Annotated in this window: 23 protein-coding genes; 4 read left to right on the plus strand and 19 right to left on the minus strand. The window is 32.9% G+C overall.

Translation table 11 applies throughout. The annotated features are described in order from the left end of the window. The first annotated feature begins 66 nt into the window (after positions 1-66). Entirely contained in the window at positions 67-198 is a 132-nt protein-coding gene (locus IGJ18_RS08135) for a hypothetical protein (RefSeq protein WP_438843149.1), read from the plus strand. A gap of 139 nt (positions 199-337) precedes the next feature. On the opposite strand, the gene IGJ18_RS08140 is transcribed toward IGJ18_RS08135, so the two are convergent. The 19 genes from IGJ18_RS08140 to IGJ18_RS08230 all read right to left on the minus strand — a co-directional run bounded on the left by IGJ18_RS08140 (position 338) and on the right by IGJ18_RS08230 (position 14,620). Next, the gene (locus tag IGJ18_RS08140; protein WP_438843150.1) at positions 338-3,436 is read right to left on the minus strand and encodes a SpaA isopeptide-forming pilin-related protein; all 3,099 of its coding nucleotides are present in this window, start codon (positions 3,434-3,436) and stop codon (positions 338-340) included. A gap of 108 nt (positions 3,437-3,544) precedes the next feature. After that, positions 3,545-4,726 carry a hypothetical protein gene (locus tag IGJ18_RS08145; RefSeq protein WP_438843151.1) on the minus strand — a complete coding sequence of 394 codons (1,182 nt, stop codon included), beginning with the start codon at positions 4,724-4,726 and terminating at the stop codon, positions 3,545-3,547. Positions 4,727-4,860: 134 nt separating this feature from the next. Further along, entirely contained in the window at positions 4,861-5,142 is a 282-nt protein-coding gene (locus IGJ18_RS08150; RefSeq protein ID WP_368024449.1) for a hypothetical protein, read from the minus strand. Positions 5,143-5,257: 115 nt separating this feature from the next. Next, complete coding sequence (locus tag IGJ18_RS08155) at positions 5,258-5,812, minus strand: hypothetical protein (protein WP_438843152.1); 555 nt, start codon at positions 5,810-5,812, stop codon at positions 5,258-5,260. Then, positions 5,809-6,066, minus strand: a complete 258-nt coding sequence (locus tag IGJ18_RS08160) for a hypothetical protein (protein ID WP_409534997.1) — start codon at positions 6,064-6,066, stop codon at positions 5,809-5,811. The genes IGJ18_RS08155 and IGJ18_RS08160 overlap by 4 nt, the downstream gene beginning before the upstream one ends. A 98-nt stretch (positions 6,067-6,164) precedes the next feature. Continuing rightward, positions 6,165-6,518 carry a hypothetical protein gene (locus IGJ18_RS08165; RefSeq protein WP_438843153.1) on the minus strand — a complete coding sequence of 118 codons (354 nt, stop codon included), beginning with the start codon at positions 6,516-6,518 and terminating at the stop codon, positions 6,165-6,167. Between the two features lie 43 nt (positions 6,519-6,561). Then, positions 6,562-7,152 (minus strand): Phi-29-like late activator, encoded by a 591-nt coding sequence (locus tag IGJ18_RS08170; protein WP_438843154.1) that lies wholly within the window; start codon positions 7,150-7,152, stop codon positions 6,562-6,564. Between the two features lie 80 nt (positions 7,153-7,232). Next, positions 7,233-8,411 (minus strand): replication initiation factor domain-containing protein, encoded by a 1,179-nt coding sequence (locus tag IGJ18_RS08175; protein ID WP_409535000.1) that lies wholly within the window; start codon positions 8,409-8,411, stop codon positions 7,233-7,235. A gap of 431 nt (positions 8,412-8,842) precedes the next feature. Continuing rightward, a complete protein-coding gene (locus tag IGJ18_RS08180) occupies positions 8,843-10,078 on the minus strand; it encodes an FtsK/SpoIIIE domain-containing protein (RefSeq protein WP_409535002.1) in 1,236 nt (411 codons plus the stop codon). Between the two features lie 192 nt (positions 10,079-10,270). Beyond that, positions 10,271-10,432, minus strand: a complete 162-nt coding sequence (locus IGJ18_RS08185; RefSeq protein ID WP_409535003.1) for a DUF6906 family protein — start codon at positions 10,430-10,432, stop codon at positions 10,271-10,273. Further along, positions 10,356-10,688: a DUF3850 domain-containing protein gene (locus IGJ18_RS08190; RefSeq protein ID WP_368024445.1), complete on the minus strand. Its 333-nt coding sequence runs from the start codon at positions 10,686-10,688 to the stop codon at positions 10,356-10,358. The genes IGJ18_RS08185 and IGJ18_RS08190 overlap by 77 nt, the downstream gene beginning before the upstream one ends. Continuing rightward, positions 10,685-11,068: a DUF961 family protein gene (locus tag IGJ18_RS08195; RefSeq protein ID WP_438843155.1), complete on the minus strand. Its 384-nt coding sequence runs from the start codon at positions 11,066-11,068 to the stop codon at positions 10,685-10,687. The genes IGJ18_RS08190 and IGJ18_RS08195 overlap by 4 nt, the downstream gene beginning before the upstream one ends. 12 nt (positions 11,069-11,080) lie before the next feature. Then, on the minus strand, positions 11,081-11,398 hold the full coding sequence (locus IGJ18_RS08200) for a DUF961 family protein (protein ID WP_368024443.1): 318 nt from the start codon (positions 11,396-11,398) through the stop codon (positions 11,081-11,083). 73 nt (positions 11,399-11,471) lie between these two features. Continuing rightward, positions 11,472-11,723, minus strand: coding sequence for a HepT-like ribonuclease domain-containing protein (locus tag IGJ18_RS08205; RefSeq protein ID WP_438843156.1), 252 nt, complete (start codon positions 11,721-11,723; stop codon positions 11,472-11,474). Between the two features lie 109 nt (positions 11,724-11,832). Further along, positions 11,833-12,159 (minus strand): nucleotidyltransferase family protein, encoded by a 327-nt coding sequence (locus tag IGJ18_RS08210; RefSeq protein WP_438843157.1) that lies wholly within the window; start codon positions 12,157-12,159, stop codon positions 11,833-11,835. A gap of 240 nt (positions 12,160-12,399) precedes the next feature. Beyond that, positions 12,400-13,335, minus strand: coding sequence for a hypothetical protein (locus tag IGJ18_RS08215; RefSeq protein WP_438843158.1), 936 nt, complete (start codon positions 13,333-13,335; stop codon positions 12,400-12,402). A gap of 133 nt (positions 13,336-13,468) precedes the next feature. Beyond that, on the minus strand, positions 13,469-13,780 hold the full coding sequence (locus IGJ18_RS08220; protein ID WP_368024439.1) for a hypothetical protein: 312 nt from the start codon (positions 13,778-13,780) through the stop codon (positions 13,469-13,471). A 52-nt stretch (positions 13,781-13,832) separates the two neighbouring features. Beyond that, positions 13,833-14,186, minus strand: coding sequence for a hypothetical protein (locus tag IGJ18_RS08225; protein WP_368024438.1), 354 nt, complete (start codon positions 14,184-14,186; stop codon positions 13,833-13,835). A gap of 125 nt (positions 14,187-14,311) precedes the next feature. Continuing rightward, positions 14,312-14,620, minus strand: a complete 309-nt coding sequence (locus IGJ18_RS08230) for a hypothetical protein (RefSeq protein WP_368024437.1) — start codon at positions 14,618-14,620, stop codon at positions 14,312-14,314. 336 nt (positions 14,621-14,956) lie between these two features. Between IGJ18_RS08230 and IGJ18_RS08235 the strand changes: the two genes are divergently transcribed. From IGJ18_RS08235 to IGJ18_RS08245, 3 genes are all read left to right on the plus strand, one after another. After that, a complete protein-coding gene (locus IGJ18_RS08235) occupies positions 14,957-15,508 on the plus strand; it encodes a hypothetical protein (RefSeq protein ID WP_438843159.1) in 552 nt (183 codons plus the stop codon). A gap of 1,037 nt (positions 15,509-16,545) precedes the next feature. Beyond that, complete coding sequence (locus IGJ18_RS08240; protein WP_368024436.1) at positions 16,546-16,923, plus strand: helix-turn-helix domain-containing protein; 378 nt, start codon at positions 16,546-16,548, stop codon at positions 16,921-16,923. An 18-nt stretch (positions 16,924-16,941) separates the two neighbouring features. Beyond that, positions 16,942-17,577, plus strand: a complete 636-nt coding sequence (locus IGJ18_RS08245) for an ImmA/IrrE family metallo-endopeptidase (protein ID WP_438843160.1) — start codon at positions 16,942-16,944, stop codon at positions 17,575-17,577. Positions 17,578-17,609 lie beyond the last annotated feature (32 nt).

A 17,609-nucleotide genomic window follows, 5' to 3' on the forward strand; every position in this document is an offset into this window, starting at 1 on the left:
ATCCAATCTGAAAGTGAGGTGGTGCGTATGAACGTACTTCCAAAATCTAATGAAAGGAGATGCCTTTTGCCTCTTGCAGAAATCATTGCATTGATTGTAGCAGTTGCGCCCTGTGGGAAAGCTCTATTTGAGTTTTTAACCGCTGTTGTGAAACTCTTTCAAGCAATGAACGACGCAAAAAACAGCAAAAAGAAATAGCCGTCACTTTAGCGAGGAGGACTATTTCTTTTACTGAAATATACTAACTTTGCCACCGTCTTTAGCGGTGCTGTCAAAAGGGAACTGTTCGCGCAGTTCCTTTTTTCATGTTCATTATAGCATAGCTTTATTCGTTTTTTCAATTTTTTAAGTGATATAACCTGAATCCAACGAAAGCAATGGATAGGAAACCTACAAGCATCACTAAAATACTTTGTGAACTCCCTGTTTTTGGTAATTCTTGTGGTTTCTCTACTTTTTTCTCAGGTTGCTTTTCTTTTGGTTTTTCGGGTGTTTTGAAGGTAACAGTCTGTTCTTTATTCGTAAGATCTTCCTCACTCCCTACTTCATTTTCTTGCTCTTCTTCATAATATAAGACGTGGGTCGCTGTTAATTGATCACCATCTTTGAGGATATTTGCCTTCAACTCAAAAAATACTTCAAATGTATCTTCTTTGTTCTTTGGAGTGTAAGTTGATGTCGCTTCACTGACCACTTCTCCTGTTTTCGTATTCTTATATTGCGTAAAAACAGTATAAGTGTGTCCGATTTCGATTGCCTCGCCTTTGACCCACACCACATCTTTCAACTGATTGTCTACTGTTGGATCAAGTATTTTTTCGCCAGCGCTATCGGTAAATAAAGAGGTCAACTCTAATGGTTCCCGTTCATTGTAGGCTTCAAGAACAAGTAGCTCGCCATCCTTTTCAACCGTGACAGAAAAATCCATTGGTTCTTCTAATGGTAAATAGCCTGCCAAAGGTTCCACCTCAACAAATTTATAGTTACCATAAGGTAGTGCCTCTACATTGATTTTCCCTTCTTTATCAGTCAAATATTTTTCAATTAAGGTTTCAATAAATTCTCCATTTTCATCCGCTGCTATGTTGTATAAATGAAATGGGACATTTTCTAATGGTTGTTCATTCAACCGATCTCGTTTGATCAATTGGATATTTTGACGAGCTAATCGGTTCGGAATTTCTAAACGAATCAAGGCATTAGCATTCTCTTTTGTGACACTAAAAATGAGTGGTTCTTCTAGTGGTACATATCCTTCTGGTGCTTTGATCTCATGGAGTTCATAGCGATCCACACCCCAAGGCAAACTTTCTGTGGTAATGATTTCGCCTTTGTCATTGGTTTCAAAAATCTCGGTCTGTTCCGTGTCATTGGGTCGTATCATCGAAACAAATTCGCCTTCTCCTTCATTTGCCCAAGTATCAAAAATTTTGAACTGAGCGCCTGCGTAAGGTATGTTCTCGCCTGTTTCTTCATCCACTTTGACGATATGCAATCGAGATTCAATCACTTCATCTTCCAATAAAAAGAAATGGGTATAGCCGTCTTCCGTGATCGTCACTTCAAATGGTTCGATCAATAAATAGCCATCCACACCTTTGGTTTCTTCAATGGTATACGTGTCATAAGGTAGATTCTCAAACTTGAAATACCCGTTCTTACCAGTGACTTGGATATATTCTTGTCCAGTGGTGTGAGAAGTAGCTGTCAGTTCAACACCTTCTAAAGGTGGCTTTAGCTCCTGTTGCTCTTTCGCCAGTCTGGCAATTACTTCAAAAACGGTTTGAGGAATCAAGGGGCGTGAACCAAACTTATAGCCTTCTACATTTCCTTTGATGACTCGATCGGTCACCGTTTTACTGTGAAGCGCTACAGTTTCATTTTGTCCAGCATACGTGAGGTTAACGGTATGTTTTGTAGTATCTAAAGTGTAGCCTTCTGGTGGTTCGATTTCTTGGAGATAATAGGTTCCTAACTTTAATCCTTTCACCTCTGCTTGTGCTATGCCATTGACATCTTGCATCGTTAGTTTGCTAACAGAAGTCCCATTCTTATCAGTTAACTCATAAACAGCTCCTACCAATTGAGAAGCCCCTTGTGGTTTACTGCCTGTTTCTTCATCTTCTTTGATCACTTTGAGATTCGCTAGTTGCTCTTTATTATCTAAACTGATCGTGGTGGTCTCATTGGCTTTGATGGTCACTGTCTGAGGTGTGGCATTGAGGACATAGCCATTCGGTGCTTTGATTTCCTGGATCGTTACTTTTGTGTCGACTAACAAATCATTCCAGGTAGCATAGCCATCAGAACCTGTAGTGATTTCTTTGGTTTTTCCATCAGACGTAGTAAAACGAAAAACGGCACCTGCCAGTGGTTGCTTAGTCGTTTCATCTATTTTGCGCACACGGGCATTGCCGTTTTTTAGGACGTTGATATTTAAGTTAAACCATGTGGGATCATTAACATAACCTAATAAAACATTTTGTGTATAGGGGTGTTTATAAATAATTGGTACACCTTTATAACTAGGTAAAATATCATACATATATCTAAGTTTACCAGTTTTATTTGAACTATTTTTAGCTGTTATAGTAATACTAGAATCTTTTTTTCTTACATCAACATTAGCAGTATTAAATAATGGTATATTTTCATAGTTACTAAAAACTCCATTAGTATCAACTAATGTCACACTTTCTCCCACTTTTAAAGTTATTGTTTTCCCGTCAAATGAAGGCTTTTTATAAAATTTATTTACATTTGCCATGACATTTGACTTGAAAGCTTGATAGTCTACCATTGAAAACTCGCCTGCAATGCTGATAGGTGTGATTCCTTGTTGTTCCCAAGTTAAAATTTGAGTCATAATTTCTCGGTGAAGCGTATATCCTGGTAAAATTATCCCATAATATTTAATTAGTGAAATACGCTTCATCAATTCTGTGTCTTGGAGTACCGCAGTATATCCCCCATTTGATCCTACGTTAACTGCTACACCTTGTTCAATACACATAGCGATTTCGTTATTTACCCGTTTTCCATACCAGCCGTACTCTCGTCCACCGTTTGATAAATGAATATCAATATTTGAAATATGTGCATTAGGATCAACATATACGATACTATTACCACTTTTTAAAAGATTGTTAAATCCTAACATGTCATTAATTGGAACAGACGTATAATTGTCAGCTGTTGTCGTGTAAAGTTTTCCGTCTTCTCCTTGAACTAATTTGTTTTCATTAAAAAAAGTAGTTTGCTTATTTTGTTCATCTAATTGCTTACTTTCATTTGTTTCTTGATTGTTACTCATTTTTACTGCTTGATCTGTTTGATCAAGTGTTGTTGTTACTGCAAGCACTGTTTGACTTAAGAATGAACCTAATAACATTCCAACGATAAACCAAACTCTTAACTTTATTTGATATTTTTTCATGCTTTCCTCCATTTTTATATTTTTACAATAAAAAAAGCCCTTCATTTAGAAGGACTACTGCAAAAGTTATTCTCTCTTTTTCATTTTATATAAAAGACATATACCTTATTAATAAAATTCCAAATAATACTTTTCAGTACCATTCGACCAAATTTCAGTGTAAATAGTATAACCACTAAAGTTAGAATTAGGATTTGATGCTTCTGCTCTAGATGCTTCAACTGCAGCACCATAACTTCCATAAAAACTCCCACTACCTGTGTAAGGGTTCAAAGCATAGGGTTTTTCTGGAACAGGTGGTGTTGGAGTTGTACTGCTTCCCCCAGTCGAACCACTTGAATTACCGCCTGCGTTGCTTCCTGTGGAATTATTGTTTGAGTTGTTTGTTCCTCCTAAATCAGGACTGACAGGTGGTTCGGTTGGATATATTGGTGTACTTGGTTGAGTCGTCGGTGCTTCAACTACATTTTGTGTCGTATCATTTGCTGGAGCTTCCTCGTTATTAGTATTTACGATCTCCTCACTTTGTTCAGTTAGCTGTTGGTCTTCTTGACGGTTTACTTCTTCTGCTTCTTTTGATTGCTCTTTTTCATTTAATCCTTCTTCCATCCCCTTTAATAATTCTCTGAAAGAATTTTTTGATTTCTCGTTCTTGATTTCTTCCACTTCTTTTTTTAGCGAATCAAATGTATCTCGATCTGCTTGATCAGTCACTTTTCCTTCTGGATAGAGTTCATTAATCATTTTTTGTACTTTAGTAATTTGATCAACTTGCTTCTGTGAAATTTCAATTCCCTTATTGATTGCCGATTGAAATTTCTTTGTTTCATCTGCTTTATCTTGGTAATGATTCTCTTTAACTTTTTGCAATTCTTCTGCAGTTAAATCATCAATAATGATAACCTCTTCATTTTCACTAGCCCCACTTAGATACGGAGATTGAAATAAGTGATTCACCTCATTTTGTGCTTTGAATTTATGCTGAATGGCTTTCACTTCATTTTGTAGCGCTGACAGATTATTAACATTAAATTGGTACTTTTTTCGGTCATTTTTTCGTAAATTTTCGATATTCACACTAAAAGCTTGACTTGATTCTAAATACTTATTTACATTTATTTCCAATAGATCGATTTGTTCTTGTGAAATTTCCGTCTGTAAAAACTCCTTGGCATCATCTAAATATAAAGAATTAATTTGTTTTTTTATTTCTTCTACAACCTGGTCTCTGTTCGACTGTTTTTTAGCTACAGCCTCTACTTGTTTATTATAATTTGATTCAGTTAACAACACCTAAGATGAGTAATGCCGTTCCAACTACAATTCCCCAACGCACTTTTTTATTCATTCTTCTCCTCCTTTATGTCAGCGTTTTCTAAAAAATAACATGCTTCTTTCTTGTTTCAGTTTACAGTTCTTTTAAATCACTGTTGTTTCTTTAAAAAGTGAAACTTTTTTAATTTTCGTAAAAGCTCTTTTCTTTCTAAATGATCCCCATAAATTTTTATCCTTTGTGGTTCCTCACTATCAAAATAAGATGCTTTATAAAAGCTATAAGAATAATTCAGAAATACTCCTTTAATATTCTTAATACAAAGTCCTTCAATAATGAGATAAGTATGTTTTGACAGCTTTCTTTCAAAACAAATATCCACAAATGGTTTAAAGGGTAACTCTGGACGGTTTAATCGCTGTTTGATTTTCATGTATACTTCAATATCCTCTTGAGTTGGACTGGCAGTAAAAACATTGAACCCGTAATCACGTCTTAAAGTTTTCGTTAATGGTTCTGAAAATGGTATAGAAATAAAGAATCCTCCTTCATTTTTTTCTTAAAGATTGGATCAAAGAATCTGCTACAAACGCTTGTTTTAGTTTTTCATAAGCTAATTGTTGAATAATTTTATTAGTAGAAATACGTTCCTGTTCGTAACCTTGCAAATACGCATCATTATCTTCATAATATTTTTTTGCTCGATTACATTCATATTTCTGCACAAAAAAAAGATCCTGCTCATTAAATACAAGACCTGACAATAATTTTTCACTTTTCAGTATTTCAATATATCGAAAGATAAAATTGTCAACCGAAAGAAAATCTTTTTCTGGTTGAAATAATTCTAAACGCTCGACACCAAACTCTGTTATCTGTTGTTGCAAGAAAGCATAATCTGGCTCACGATGATTTTGATCATAAAATATATAAAAGGTTGTTTCGGCTTTGCGCATTTCGGCTTGAAGTAATTTTTTTATTTTATTTGATTGGCAATCGACAAAAGATAATTCGCTGAGTACATGGTGGATCATTTCTTCATATCTACTTAAGTATTCAGTGATTTTTATAGGTTCGCCTAATCTTTCAAAGTTTGTGTTCATTTTTCTACTGGTTCTACTTTTAAATCTTCTCTAAAAATTAAATCAATGCCTACTGTTGAAGGAAACTTCTTTCCGTTATTTGTATTCACACCGAGCATCGGAGCAATTTTGTATAGCCAGCCTTTTCTTAAAAGTAGTGGCAAATCATCGACAGATTGTAAGTAAACCTTTTCTTTTCCATCCGATATATTAAACTTATTATGGATGTGTGCGTTACCCTCTATCATTACTGCAAAATCAATTATCTCCTTCATCTAAATCTTCCTTTCTAGGTGCGTTTATGTTAATCATTCCAAAAACTAAATAGAACGAACTATTTCTTACTAAGTTATACCTAAAATTTCAAGCTGAGTTAACTTTCTTTTTTCCGAGTACCATAACTTTCAAGAACCTCACGGAGAAGTTCTTCATAACGTAGTTTGCGAATCTGATGAAACCTTTTCGCTATATAAGAGCGAAATTCATTTAAGCTGGTCATTCCATGTGCTACACCTGGATCTTCTTGGAAAGTTGATTTTTTTGCTTCCCAAAAATCACGCAATTGATTATAAAACAAGCAATAATGTTCTTCATATACAACAACTGTATCAAATCCCTCAAGTCCTTTGTGATTCAAATCTTGATAAAATTTGTTTTCAAAATTTTCCATTTCTACGTCAAAAATTTCATCTGCTATCAAACCAATTTTTTTGCTAATATCTCGCATATTCATTTTCCTTTCTTTTACCTCTCTAATATTAATTTCTAACTTAAATGTCCTCGGTAATTTCTCCTTTCTTATCTATCTTAAATTCAAACCATTCAGCAAAATCTTGTTTGAAACCATTTCTTCGATATCTTGCTTGTAATTCGGCATCTTTTTCATTTGCTGGATCAAGGTATGTTGGCTTATCTTTAGGGCGAGCATAGACACCAATCCATGTGGCATAATCTCCTCCAAAAGAACTATCAACGATGTATCCTTTTTTATCCAAGTATTTGATTACTTTCTGGTTTAAAGCTTCACTGTTTTTAGGAACAAAATTTCTATACTGTTTTAGAAAATTTTGGAAGTCATCTAGAACTACCTGGAACTTATCCTTTATTTGTAAATACTCAAACCAAACAATTGTATCTCGCCAATCATCAACTTGTTCGCCAAGGAAAGATAATGAACTAATACGTTTTATATCTTCATTGCACCTATCGATTTCAGCCCCTCCTTTTTCAACTACTTTTTTCAAGTATGGTATATTTAATTCTTGAGACTCATCCAAGGCTTTAATTTCATTTTTTACTTTTAACATACGTTTGGTAACCTTTTCCAAATTCTCTTTTGTCACACAACATTCTTTTGTCATTCTCTCAATAAACTTATGTTTTTCTATTGCTCCTTCTCTACTTTCTTATAAATAGGTATTTCCGCACATCAAATTTCTAATTACGCAACTAGCATTTCTTGAATTGAGGCAGTTTGTGCTTCAATCATGTGTAAATGCTTATCACTCAATTCCGCCTCATCGATAATTTCCCACGTTTCTTCCGTGTCATTGTAATCATCGACTTCCATAAGCATTTTGACGGTAGGTGCTACTGTTCGCTTAAACCAATTTTTAGAACGCTCATAAAGTTTTTCATTAGGCTCTGTAATTAGTTTTACATTTTCTACATCCCCAATGAAATGGCGCCATTTTTTATTAACAGGCCAATACTTACGAGAGACATTCGGACGTTTGTCAGTAAAACAAAGGTAATCATCTAAAATACCAAGTAACAAATCAGATAACATGCCACTTTCAACATAACGAGTAATAGCATCCATCGCCCGTTCATCTTTAAAGCGCAGTTCATAACGATTTTTAATCGGCACATCTTCAACAGGTATTCCTAATTTTTTTGCTTGTTCATAGTTCTTTTGATAAAAAGCAATATAAAATAAACTTTTCTTTGAACCTAAATAAATCGACACACCACCTCTTTTTTTCTTGGATATGGAACCCGATCCATTAAATTCATACACTTCAAAACGTGAGATCAATTCTTGGCGATCAATTTTATTCAGTAAAACTGGAATACTTAGATACTCTTTATAGTCATTAATCGCTAAATCAACACGAGTAAATTTTCCTTTATGATCAAAACAAGCATAAAAAAAGTCAAACCATGTTCGCCCTTGCGCTTCAAGAAACGCTTCAAATTGGCGACAGCCTTGACCAGATAATTGAATCAAAATTCCTCGATCATCATGATCCTTGGAATAAAGAACGTGTATATAATCTAATTGATAACCACCGACGTAACCATATAGATGACTAGAGGTTTCCGCAAAAAATTCTTTTTTGATTTTTAGAACCTCATTAAAAATCTTATTGACATCGTGAAAGGGAAAACTAATTCGTAAGTAATCAATAATACTTTCCAATGGCTCATGTTGTTCTTCTGTTGCAAGAAAATTATAAATCTCTGTCATTTTTTCTTCTGAAGGAAAACTTTCTCCTCTTTCGATCTTACCGATCGTCTTCCGAGATAAACCCACTACTTTGCCAAACTCTGTTTGGGTCATCTTTAATCTCTTACGAGACGTGCAAATACTCAGTCCAATTTCACTTAATACACCCATATCGTTCACTACAAAATCCACTTCCCAAAATCAAACTTTTTTTAAGGCACCATGGGAACTAATAAAATCCTTTTATATCAATGGATTCACTACTACTTTTTTATCATTTTATATCCTCATTACCCCCCTGTTAGAATACGGGGGTTCCAGAGGTGCTCGGCGGAGCAAGCTCCACCCAACACCTCAAAAAGCCTAACGGCGCCCCACCTGCTAGCGCAGTGGCGCCTGCTACGGTTGCACAGCAACCTAAGCCACGCCTTTTTTTATTTTATTCAACTATTTTTGTACCGTTACATTGCATATAACGTATTACAATATTATATATTTTACTACTGCTTTATATGTTGCAAATTGTGCTGATAAGATTTCTTAGCTTATCTTACATAGTCTTCACTAATTTTTTTGTCAAAATAAAAATGCTTCTGCAGTCTTCATTCCTTATCATTGAAATCAAAAACAATCATCTTCTCGTAGGTTCTAAAGTATTCTAAAAAGTTAAAGGTTGGTGGCACGAATGGCGTGTAAAATTCTCTTACTGCGCCTTCTCCCTCATCCTCTTTTGCACCGCCTCCTGTATCAATATAGCCACGACCTTTAATTTTTTTATTGAAGAATGCTTTATTTTTATTTTCATCACCATAAACCATGTAATAAGCTACTTGCGCAAGAATCCCCACAGTCACTTTACACATCAAGTTATCCCTAACTCCTGCTGGAAAATCTGCTGCATCTGGTCTTTGAGTCGCTAAAACAAGAAAAATCCCTGCTTGTCTAGCTTTCAATACCAACTGTTGTACAGCGATATCTACACGTTCCTTCACTCGATAATCCAAAGAAGTATAGAAAGCTTTCCATTCATCAAAGATAATAAAATGTGGCGGAATATCATAAAAGGCATAATTCTTCCCAGACTGATAATTAGGTAAGGACTTCATATATTTAAACCGCTTATCCATTAACTTTACGCCATTTTCTAAACAGCGAATCATTGTTTCTCCAGATCCATAATGAACATGTCCTCTAAACACGGGTAAATCACTCAAATCGGCTAAATCGGCATTCTTCGGATCACAAATATCAATAGTTCCTACATCGAGCATCGCTTTAATAAGCGAATAGAGAAAATACGTCTTTCCTCCCCCTGTACCACCAGCAATTAACATGTGAGGTGCTGAATCGTAATTCCAGTAAACACCTTCCATTAATTTAATCGAGCCATCTTTCGCAATCACATCTTTAATTTCTATTCTTTTACCAATCACATCCGTCATAAAACCATACGTGACAAAACCAAAATCCCGTTCTTCTGAAACTAAATCTGCCATAAACATCTCTTCTAATTTTTTACCTATTTGCAAAAAACGATCATGATTTTGCCCACCATCTAACGGTAATGTTATTTGAGTAATATGCTTCTTTTTCTTCACATAGACTTTAGGAAATTTTTCTGTTGGTTTCTTTCCTGGTTGTTTGGCTTCTTTTTTGATCATAAATCCTGCTGACTTTAGCATATCAGCTATCGCATTATAGTATTTAACCGATAAAAAATAGCCTCCTCTTAATTGAGATATACGCATCATGGTAAAGATAAAGAGATTCGCTAGAACCAGCCAGGGGAAAACAACTAACGCAGGTAAAATCAATTGTTGCGGATCAGTTAATTTCATCACTATCGGATAAATCCAATAATAACCCAAGAAAGCTAATGGAATTAAAAAAGGACAAAGGAACACCAAATGGTGGATCAATAAAAAATGTAAATGAAACTTTCTGATCCTTCTTCCTCTATACTTAAAAATCTCCTTTAACATAATAGGACAAGTCTTTCTATCAGTAAGTTCATTGCATCCCTCCTATAGTTATTTCACTGTTAATTCACGTCTAGTACCTGTGTAACGGTGAATGAGCACGACTTTATTGCCAGCTTTCCGTTCAACAAACCAATTATATGGGCTCAAATGTTTGCTCATTAGAGCCTCTTTTATTTTTCGTGTCGGACGTTTTAGTTGCTTCACATTCATTCTCCCATTTAATTATTTTCTTAAAGCTAAATACAACAAAATGTTCTTTTTGTTCGTAATCAGTAAGGTAGCTAATAATCGCTTGTATTTCTTGTCCTGTATAACTACCTAAACGATCGATTTCTTGTAAAATAATTTTGTCACCCACCTTGTACTGACGGTCATTGTAACGTATTTCAAATGTCTTTAACCCTTTAGCAACGGCAGAAAAATACTGCGATTTTATCTTTATTCGATGCGTATTTTCCTGCATCATGATTTACTTTCAGTGGTTACTTTTTTCTTGTTATCTTCTACTTTGCTAGGATTCATTTTGACAATATCATCTGCCACAATTTTTAAATAATTGTCAGTACGTCTCCCTTGACGGAAGGAGTAATATTCAATTCTTGGATTAACCAATTGGACAATATCGCCAAAATGAAACATTTTCTTTTCCACTGAAATGTCGATGCTAATTACTTCTTCTGATAGTTGTCGCTCTGATTGAACCACATAACGACTTTGTGTTGATACTAATTCTCCTTCCTCATCTTCTTTCCGTTTGTCTTCCTTCATTCTTAAAAACTTTAAACTACCAAATGATTTTTCAACATCCAAAGCAATTCCTTGATTTAATTCATTCATTTTTGCCATCGTATACTCTCCTTAGTTTACTTTTTCAATTTCTCTCACTTTAATCATCCAACCAGAAACAGCTCCAGTATCGCCTGCAGCCTGTGAAAATGGTTCACACCGTACCTCTTTTAAAACGACTTCATCCCCATAATTCAATTTTAAAACGGAGGAGTTTCCTCGATTGGGTAAAATCACTTCAATTGTTTCCTGTTGTTTCACCGATAATAATGCATGATAATGACCTACTACTTTTCTAGATCCATTCACATATTCTGCAAATTCATCTTTTCGACCAACATATTCTAATTTGCCAAATGTTTCTTGAGGTTGTGCAATTGCAAATTCCATATAAATTCCTCTTTTCCTCTAATTTTTTGGGTAAAAAAAATAGTCACTATAAATAAAGTTGAGTGACTAGCCTTTAATTCTTTTGTTCATTTAGTTTGTTTATTTCTTGACGACAAAAGTCAGCATACACAGGTATAAAAACTGTTGCAAACTGCCAAACATGCCGTTTACTGACATTACTATAAGCATGAGCGAATAAATTACGAATTGCTTTAAGTTTATACCAGTTCACTTGATTATTCGTCTGCTCCTTAAATTCATTTGATAGTTTATTCGCTATTTCTCCTACTTGCATCAAAGACATACTGACAGCATGAAAAAACACTCAATCGTGTGCAAAAACTTCGTAGTTCTTACCAAAACGATGGAGTGTTAATTCAATATCTTCACAATAAATCAGTGATCCTTTTAAAATACGTAAATCGTCTTCTTTCTTATTTTTCAAATATTTTTATTCGCTCCTTCATCATTTTTTCTAAAAATTGCTTTTGATAATCAGTTACATTTTGTTCAGACAATGCTTCCATCTCAACTAAATCAATTTCATGGGATACTGCTTCTTTCAATTCTTCAAAAAATTCACCATAAAGTACCCAATAATGAGTTTCAGGCATTCCTTTGGTTTCCACTAAAAAGTCAATATCGCTTTCCGTAGTTGCCTTATTTCTGGCATACGAACCAAAAAGATAAATCACAGGAATCTCATACTTTTCAGCCACTGGTTTGACCCGCTTTTGGATTTCTTTTAGAGTAAAGAGCACGTCAAAACTCCTTTCTTCAAACGTTTTACCCTAACTATAGTTAATTACTTTTATACAAGCAATTCTATTAAAGGCTATTTAATGTTTTAAATACAACTAACTATTCTAGCACTTAAACAAATTTCTTCAGGTTATTTAAAAAAATTTATCTATTTCAAAATCTAAGTTTTCTCATTATTAACATCTTTTGACAAAGAGTCATACAAAAACAACCAGAAATTTTCTGGTTGCACTTTTTTATCATATTAATTTTGTTTGTATTGCTATTACAAAATTAGTTAAAGATGTAAATTCATCGCCATTTCTTGTTTGAAAAGACATAAATTCTGGCTCAAATATCCAAAGTTTTATATCTTCTAAATTAATTCTTTGAGATTGGCACATCGTTGTTAAAAAAATTTCTTTACCCGACTTGGCAATATAATCACTAATAATTTTTAAGTATCCCATCAATTCATCAGGAACAAGTCGACTTCTTGAATTGTTAAAGAAAGCCTCTGGTAAAATAAATTTAACCTTTACATTCTCCAAACTAGTCTTTATTTCTACATATTTGCTACTCTCATTAAAAATAAAATCTTCAATAACAGAAGAAGTTTTTAAGTTTTTATTCGAATCATTTATAGATATTTGAAATGGCAATCTTTCATAAAAACGAGTTTCCATAATTTTTGTATTACCATTCTTATCACTCTTTTGAATAATTTCTGCATCGGGATCATATATAACTCTTGTAGTAATTTTAACATCAGATTTTTCATTTGTTTCTTTTTTCTTTATAGGTTTGTTTTTAGGTTTACTTTCTTCTCTAGCAGGTTCTGATGGATTGAGATACTTTTTCAAGGTATCCATAGCACTTCGCTTTCTTCTACTTATTCCGTCATCAGTCATACGCCCATTTTCCGAAATATATTCTATAGTACTTTTCTCAACTACTTCCTCTGATTCTAAATAATCACAACTTTCATTATGTTGATACGACTTATGTTTTCTCAAATAGTTAGTTCCATTACTTAACCTTGTAAGACTCAGTCTTGCATCACATCCCGAACCAGGGCAGTACAGATTCTCCTTAATTTCTAAAAAATCTTGATGGTGTAAAATTTGATCTACATACATCCGCTCTTCTGTTTGATCATTTTTGTACAAAGCATAATTAAATTTTATAGTAGTCACCTTCTATATTTTTATTACAGAAGAACGTTACATAGAATTATTTAATTGACAGAATAATTGACATTTTTTATAGGTGTCCCCCTGTTGATTATATTATATGATAGCGCTTAAAAATAATAAATATTATTTTATGTTATTCAATCATATATTTTTGAATCGCTTCTTGAATCGTTGGTGCTGGAAACGAATTTATTCCTTCTTCTGTGGCTTTTCCTGAATAATACGGAACTAGATTCCCTTTATCAGAAACTAAAATATCAAAAGCTTGTTTGCTTTCTGGATGATAAAAACAATAAATTGTATCAAGTGGATGTTCATCTAATGTCCAACCCTCAATATTAATTTGTTCAGCATTCATCTTTTTTAGCACTTTTATCATTACCTTTTTTACATCTAAAGTTAAAGTAATTTTTCCCTGTTCAAATTTTGACAGTAACACTACCATCTGAATTTATCCCTCTTTTCCATAATTTTATTCCTTAAAAATAAACATATTATTATTTTCCACTTTCTGCAGAATCTAATTCATATTTTTTTAGTTTTTCTATTAGTGTTTCCTTTAATGGATCAATAACTAGCATAAATTCATGCTTAACTTTTTGATGAATCGCTCTTAAACTTTCAACTCGTTCAGTAGAACATTGTTTAGATAATTTTTTAAAACTTTTATCAATTTGTTTCATTAATTCATTATGTGTGTCATCCAATAATGCAGAGTTACTTACCACTGTGTCTTTTCTAATATTTTCTTTTATTAAACTCTCAATAAACGCCAAATCTCCTAAAGTTTTATCTTTAAATTCTCTAAAAGTTTCATAAAAAAACTCAGTTTTCTTTTTTGTAGTATTCATGAAACACCTCTTTTCTGATTGCTCCTTGTTTAAATACGTCTTTCAACACCAGCGTTTAAATAAATCACCTCATTTTTCATTATGAATTTATCCCTTTTTTTCTAGTAAAAGCTATCCATTCATAGCTATCTATTTCTTAACCATCTTGCAATAAATTCATTAACTGGTCTTTTAAATGATTCTTCTGATTGGTCAAATGCTTTTTGTATTGTTTCATCACTTATTCCTTCATCAAAGAATTTATCAATAAGTTTCCTTACTCTATTTTCCATTAAGCGCCCCACCCATAATTTGACTTGGTGGATCTCATCCGCACATTCCTTTTTATCTATTCCTGCTTTATAAATCACTTGATCAATCCAATTAAGAAATTCCTGTTCCAATCGACCCCAGTGTTCCTCGAACTCTTTAAATGTTTCGATTCTCTTTGACATAATTTTACCTCTTCATTAAACATCATAAAAAAGCACAACCAGAATATTTCTAGTTCTGCTACTAATTATTATATCTCTACTGGAAATCTACTTAGCACTGTAAATCCACATTACTTATATTTCATTTGAATTAAATAACATAAATTATTCTAATTTTTACTTTTTTTTGTTAGAATAATTTTTAAAAAGTATTTAGTAATTAAATAATTGTACTCGTATAACAACTTACTGTAAAAACCAATAAATAACACATATTAAATATTCTTACTCATTTTTAAAGAATGTTGCTATACTATTTATATTTAGTTCAAAATTATTATAAAGGAGTTATATAACTTGAATATTAACAACTTTAATTCAATTGTTGGTCTTATTAACTTAATCTGGACGATAGTCAATGCTAAAAAAATGTATTCATTTCCCTTTGCACAAAAATATGCTTCTAAGCTAATAGAAAAAATCTTTATCCCATTCTATAAAAATATAGAATGCTACTTATTTGTAAACATCACAGAAAGTAATAAAAAAGAGATTATAAAAAATTTATCAGCATTATATCAAACTCTAGATAATGAAAATTTACTGTTCTATATTTCTGATTCCTTATTGATCCCCTTAGAAATGATTACTGAAAAACGAAGAAAAAATTTAAAAATTAGAGAAATCAACAAAATTTATCAGCGTTTTTCCAAAAATTATTACAATGAATTAAACCGAATAAGAAAAACTGTAGGACTCAAACCAAGAACTCCAAACTTCAGAATTCATCATAAATTATATCGTTTTAAAATACAAAACTATTTTTTCACGCATACAGAACTTATTCTTTTCCTAGTATTTCTATTCTTCCAATTCTTTAAAAGAGTTTATCTATTCCTTAATAGATAGAATAATTTACTTAATTCAAGTAGAAAATATAGAAAAACGACTAATCTAATCCCTATCTCTTCATCTCTAATTTCATAAATGATTGTATACAAAAGTATACCTAACATTATAAATGAAAGATAAATATCCCCCAATGATCACCTACCTCCAATCACTTTTTATAATAAAAAAGCACAACCAGAATATTTCTAGCTGTGCACATTTATCCAAATGAAAATCTACTGCATCTTATGTAAGTAATAGCAGTAGATTTTCTCTTCTTATGATTATATTGATTCTTTTATTCATCGTAGTAGAATGCGCATTTACATGCTGATAATAGGTTAAAAGTTCGCTTGCGCTATGAAATAGCCCACATCCATTCATTTCATAGAATCATCTTCAACGGCTAACGATCAACTCGTATGACGGCACGTTAGATAGACCTACGATATACGGTGTACAACACTCCTCCTTTTACTAAACTTCCACATATCTTTTCATTTGATACGTTTCAGTAATCACTTCCAACCTATCTCACGACATTGTTATAGGAAATGATCAGATCATTCAAAAATAGTCACCCTTCAATTATCAAGCGGAAATCACTCCAATGTTTTCAATGCCCTACCACAAAGATTGTAGTCAAAACGGAAAACCTAGTCCTTGATAAAAGCCAGAAACCTTCTACTCTCGAAAAACCATTAGTATGGCTCTATTTAAAGATTCCATTGCCACCTTATGTGCCATTCATCGGCTGGTACACCCCACCTCAACAAGACTTATAACCTCGAATAAAAATTTCATCCTTGTATTATTCTTGCAAATCACTTAAAATAAAATTGTCTAGGTTTTATTTTGAGTGTTTGCGGAATGGAATTCATTTTCTTTCTCGTGAACGCTTTTTTGTTTATTTTTTATTTTTAAAAAGAACTTTAAGTTCTATATCAGAACTATACCATCTTATATAAGAACCGTCAATAGCAAAACGGAACTTTTTTCAATTATACCTAAATTCATGTGATAAACTATATTAAAATAGAGCTAGGAGTTCTGAAATGGAAGTATATGAAAAAATTAAGCAATTAAGAGAAGATAGAAATTTCACTCAAAAAGAAGTGGCTGATTCTATCGATTTAAACATAAGTGTATATAAAAAAATCGAATTAGGTTCTAGACCTATTCGTGAAAATGAATTAGCTTTAATAGCTGACTTCTTTGATGTTTCTACAGATTTTTTATTAAATAGAACCTCTGATCCGACCCCGCCCAAACGCAGTGAAGAGGATCAACTTGGTGATAGTATTCTTTCTCATTTCAGATTGAATACAGCAGATATGGAAGTAGAAGACATTGAAGAACTTGAAGAAGAATTAAATGAATACATGGACTTTTTAGTTCAACGAGCAAAGGCAAGAAAAGAAAGAAAAAAATAAACCAGGAGAACTATTGCATTGAATCCAATTTCCGAAGAACTTTATTTTGAAGCTGCAGATATTGCAAACGAGCTCTCACAAGAAGTTGCTTATTACTGTTCAAAAAAAATTGAACAAGTGAAATGTTTCGATATTGAGAGCTATATGACTGAAGTTGAAGATATTGAATTCATGGACTACAAGTTCAAAAATAACTTAAGTAAGAAAATGCTTGGATCAATTACGAAAGTATATGGTGAGATCATTATCACCACCAATCAAAATATAATGCTTGAACGCCAAAATTTTACAAAAATGCATGAGATCATCCATTACTATAGGGATATACCCTATCTTGGAGAATCTCATGCATTTTCTGATATGATTTTAGAAGATACCTATTTACCAGAAGACTATGAAAAAGAACTTAGAGCTAATGTAGGCGCCAGTATTCTTATGGCAAACGATCAAGCACTTCCCTATGCACTAAGAAAGTTTAGAAATTTTGACGAAGTAGCTAACTACTTTTTTATGAGTAAGGCAGCACTACGAAAAAGAATCCTCCAGCACTTGGAATTTACTGGAGGATATACTTCAGAAGAAGCTTTCAAGTTATTTAAAAATTATTACTATAAAAATAGACAAGAGATACTAAAAAACTTTTACAGCATATAATATTTGATATTTAACCATAGTATTAGTATCTA

Origin of the sequence: Enterococcus sp. AZ078 (assembly GCF_051714985.1) — a bacterium.
Classification (GTDB): Bacteria; Bacillota; Bacilli; order Lactobacillales; family Enterococcaceae; genus Enterococcus_B; species Enterococcus_B hirae.